At 70.2% G+C, this 3,644-nt stretch carries 4 protein-coding genes; 1 reads left to right on the top strand and 3 read right to left on the bottom strand.

Features of this window, described 5'->3' with window-relative positions:
- A partial coding sequence (locus VF542_RS05500) for a putative Ig domain-containing protein (RefSeq protein WP_408650699.1) occupies positions 1-693 on the top strand: 693 nt, incomplete at its 5' end.
- A 362-nt stretch (positions 694-1,055) separates the two neighbouring features.
- Here the strand turns inward: VF542_RS05500 and VF542_RS05495 are convergent.
- From VF542_RS05495 to VF542_RS05485, 3 genes are all read right to left on the bottom strand, one after another.
- The gene (locus VF542_RS05495) at positions 1,056-1,859 is read right to left on the bottom strand and encodes a mechanosensitive ion channel domain-containing protein (RefSeq protein ID WP_408650698.1); all 804 of its coding nucleotides are present in this window, start codon (positions 1,857-1,859) and stop codon (positions 1,056-1,058) included.
- 134 nt (positions 1,860-1,993) lie between these two features.
- Positions 1,994-2,251 carry a hypothetical protein gene (locus VF542_RS05490; protein ID WP_408650700.1) on the bottom strand — a complete coding sequence of 86 codons (258 nt, stop codon included), beginning with the start codon at positions 2,249-2,251 and terminating at the stop codon, positions 1,994-1,996.
- 61 nt (positions 2,252-2,312) lie between these two features.
- Complete coding sequence (locus VF542_RS05485) at positions 2,313-3,548, bottom strand: hypothetical protein (protein WP_408650697.1); 1,236 nt, start codon at positions 3,546-3,548, stop codon at positions 2,313-2,315.
- Positions 3,549-3,644: the final 96 nt, after the last annotated feature.

Here is a 3,644-nt window from a genome sequence, read left to right as displayed (position 1 = left end):
ACGGTGGGTACGGCCAAGTCGTTGCAGATGTCGGCCAGTGGCGGCAGCGCGCCGTACTCCTGGACGGCGACGGGTCTGCCGGCCGGGTTGAGCATCAACGCCTCCACGGGTCTGATCTCGGGCACCCCGACCACCGCGGGTACCTACAACTCCACGGTGACGGCCAGGGACGCCGCCGCGGCGACCGGCTCGGCCAGTTTCTCCTGGACGATCAGCCCGACCGGTGGCGGGTGCGCCTCGCCGGGTCAGAAGCTGGGCAACCCCGGCTTTGAGACCGGCACCGCCGCGCCGTGGTCGGCCTCGGCCGGTGTGATCGACAGTTCCACCGGCCAGGCCGCGCACAGCGGGGCCTGGAAGGCGTGGCTGAACGGTTACGGCACCACCCACACCGACACCCTCAGCCAGTCGGTCAGCATTCCCTCCGGTTGCAGCACCTACACCCTGTCGTTCTGGCTGCACATCGACACCGCCGAGACGACCACCACCACCGCCTATGACACCCTCACCGTCAAGGCCGGTGCCACCACCCTGGCCACCTACTCCAACCTGAACAAGAACACCGGCTACCTCCAGCGCTCCTTCAACGTCTCCTCGCTGGCCGGTCAGACCGTATCGATCAGCTTCTCCGGCGTGGAGGACTCCTCACTGCAAACCTCCTTCGTCATCGACGACACCGCGCTCAACGTCAGCTAGTCGATCCCTAGCAGGGCAGTGACGCACTCCTAGCACCACAGCAAGCAGGTTCGGGCCAGGCACCGCACTCGGTGCCTGGCCCGAGCTCTGTGCCCACAACTCTGTGCCCAGAACTCTGTGCCCAGAACTCTGTGCCCAGAAGCGTGGTAGGCGGTGAGCCCGGTGCCACCGAGACATCCAGCTGCCCGGCTGTCACGGTCAAGTGGATGTCAGGTGGCCGCATTACCGGCGGTCGATTGTCAGAAAAGCTGTGTATGAGCTTTACGCAGGCACCCGGCACGTGCAGAATCAGCCCTGGCCTCGACGGGGGCTCAGACGGCCCGCGCACTCCACCCCCCGTGGGTGCGCGGGCTGTCACTAGTTCAGGCAGGTTTCCCGCCGAGGCCGGTTGCCGGATCCACCGTCGGTGCGGTGCCCGCGTCCTCCCCGGCCTCCTCCTCATCAGGTTCCTCGGACGGCCCGACGGCCGCCGCCAGCAAGCCTGAATTGGGCATCGAGATCAGGCCTTCCTCGGTGTCGATGACGGTGTACATCAGCCCGGCACCGAGAATCACGCCGTCGAACGGCCCGCCCATGGCACCGCTGCGGACCCTCACCCGCTGGCCGGGGACGTAGGGACGGGCGAAGAGCAGCACCAGTCCGGCGAAGAAGTTGCCCAGGGTCTGCTGGGCGGCGATGCCGACGATCACGCCGGTCACCGCACCGCCGACCAGCAGGTTGGCCAGGTTGACCCGGAGCAGGCCGAGCACCGCCAGCAGCACGATGCCGTAGCCCACGATCATGCAGATCAGCCGTACTGCCGAGGCTGCCGCCACGCCGCCGTGCGCCTCGCTGACCCGGCCCAGTTCCCCGGCCACCGACCTGGTGGCGATGACTCCGGCCGCGACGAACACCAGGCTGAGGCCGAGCACCAGGACGCTGACCTGCCCCTTGCTCAGGTTCAGCGTCCGGCCGAACATCGCGAACGTCGTGTCGTGGGTGCGCGGGACTCCGCCGAGATGGTCACCGAAACCGAAGCTGGCCAGCGCCACCAGAACGGCTGGGATCGCTCGCTTGAGGTTCGGCCTGGCCCTGGCATCGATGGCCCGCAGCGCGTCGAAGGTGATCGGGAACGGCCGGCCCGCGCGCAGCTTGGGCGGCCATGGTGGGCGGGGCTGCTCAGTCATGCGCCCATCCTTGCCGCACGCGGGTCCGGCCTCAAACCCGGCTCGCCCGGGCGGCTCCGTCCGCCCGTTCGACGCCGAGCCGTGATCGGACGTGCCACCTCATTCGCCGCCGCGCCCTGATCGGACGTGCCGCCTCAGCTGAGGTCGGCCACCTGCTGGTCGCGGGCCTCGGCCTTGGCCGCGACGGCAGCTACCACCTGCCTGCGCAATGCCTGGCGGGAGTAGCTCGTGGTCACCATCCGCAGCAGAGCCAGCATCAGCGCCGCCACCGGTACCGCGATCAGGAACCGGGTCAGCGCCGCGGTGATCCCCATCGACCCCGCGGCGAACGCCGACCACAGTGCCGGCGTGCTCAGCAGGATCGCCAACCCCAGGACCGAGGGACGCAACATGGTCAACGGTCTCCGTTCCCGTCGCTAGCGAGCCGGCACGGGGCAGCCGTGGCGGGCCGCCTCATGCGCTTGCCCGGTGCCGGGCAGAGGTGCGCAGCAGCGGGAACAGCAATCCCAACCAGGCGAACGTGCTGGCCGCGCGGCCATCCAGCAGCCCCAGCGGAAGGTCGAAGTCCCACACCGAGGCCGGGCTCGCGCTCAGCTGGGCCGAATGCACCACCAGCGCATCGACCCGGCCGAGCCGGTCCAGTTGCGCCCGGCTGTCCTCGGTCTTCCACCGCGCGTCCACCACGGCCCAGATCGCGGTGGGGCGCAGCGCGGCCAGGATCTCGGCCGCCCACGGGTCATCCGAGCCGGCCTCGGTCGCGTCGGTGGCGATCACCACGACGGAGGGCAGGTCCGTGGCGCTGAGGTCGGTACGCAGCCGCAGCGCTTCCTGCCGCCCGCTGATCACCGGGTAGTCCCGATAGTCCCTGCTGGCGCCCGAGTGCTCGGGCATCCCCGCGACCCCGATGCTGTTCTGCGGGATCCGCAGCATCGCCGCGCAGGTGTGCGCCGCCTGCAGCGCCGGGCCGGACTCGCCCACCACGGCCAGCACCTGGCCCGCGCCACGAGGTGGCACGGCCGGTGCCGGCAGGTCCTCCAGGATGTTCTCCAACGCCTCGTACAGGCTGTGGGTGTCGGCCCGCGGGTTCACCGACACCGGAACGCCTACCTGGCGCAACTGCATCAGCATCTCCAGGCGAGCGCGGGCATCGGGCCGGCCGAAGGCGGTCACGTTGGTCCGCGAGGCTGTCTGCCGGGCCGGAGCAGCCGCCGCCGGCCGCGGGCTCAACCGCTCGGTGATCACCGGGGCTTCGTCGGCGGAAGGGTCGGCGTCGGTCAGCGTGCGCAGCAGCGCGGCGAAGTCGTGCCGCGGCGGCTGCGCCGCTGGAAAGGCCGGCTGCTGGCCGGCGCTCTCGGCAGCCTCGACCGAGGCAAGCAGGTCCTCGAGTTGCGGCAGGTCGTGGGATTGCGGCAGGTCGGCGAGTTGCGGCGGGTCGTCGGAGTGCGGCACGTCGCCGGGATGCGACAGGTCGGCGAGTTGCGGCAGGTCGGTGCCGGCCGCGGCGGTCTCAGCACCGTCAGCCTCGGTCGCGATCCGGTAGGCGACCCGATGCACCTCGCGGGCGAAGAACCCGAACACCCCGCCCCGCCGGACCCGGTCCTGGTACAGGATTTCCGCTCCCGGCTCGCTGTGCACGGTGCCCAGCAACCGCTGCAGGTCCGAGTCCTCAGACACCAACGGTTCTGGCATTGGCGATCACCCCCACGGTGTCGACGATTGCGGCGTTGCTGGAAACCTCGGAATAGGACAGCACCGGCAGGTCCGGAGCCGTGGAGGCGATCAGCC

The sequence above is a fragment of the Jatrophihabitans sp. genome, assembly GCF_036389215.1.
In the GTDB taxonomy this organism is placed as follows: Bacteria; Actinomycetota; Actinomycetes; order Mycobacteriales; family Jatrophihabitantaceae; genus Jatrophihabitans_A.
This window is presented reverse-complemented; position numbering and strand designations above follow the sequence as displayed.

Bases quoted from the DNA above. Each gene is read 5' to 3' on its own strand.
- VF542_RS05495 (WP_408650698.1), bottom strand. From the start codon at position 1,859: ATGACTGAGCAGCCCCGCCCACCATGGCCGCCCAAGCTGCGCGCGGGC.
- VF542_RS05490 (WP_408650700.1), bottom strand. From the start codon at position 2,251: ATGTTGCGTCCCTCGGTCCTGGGGTTGGCGATCCTGCTGAGCACGCCG.
- VF542_RS05485 (WP_408650697.1), bottom strand. From the start codon at position 3,548: ATGCCAGAACCGTTGGTGTCTGAGGACTCGGACCTGCAGCGGTTGCTG.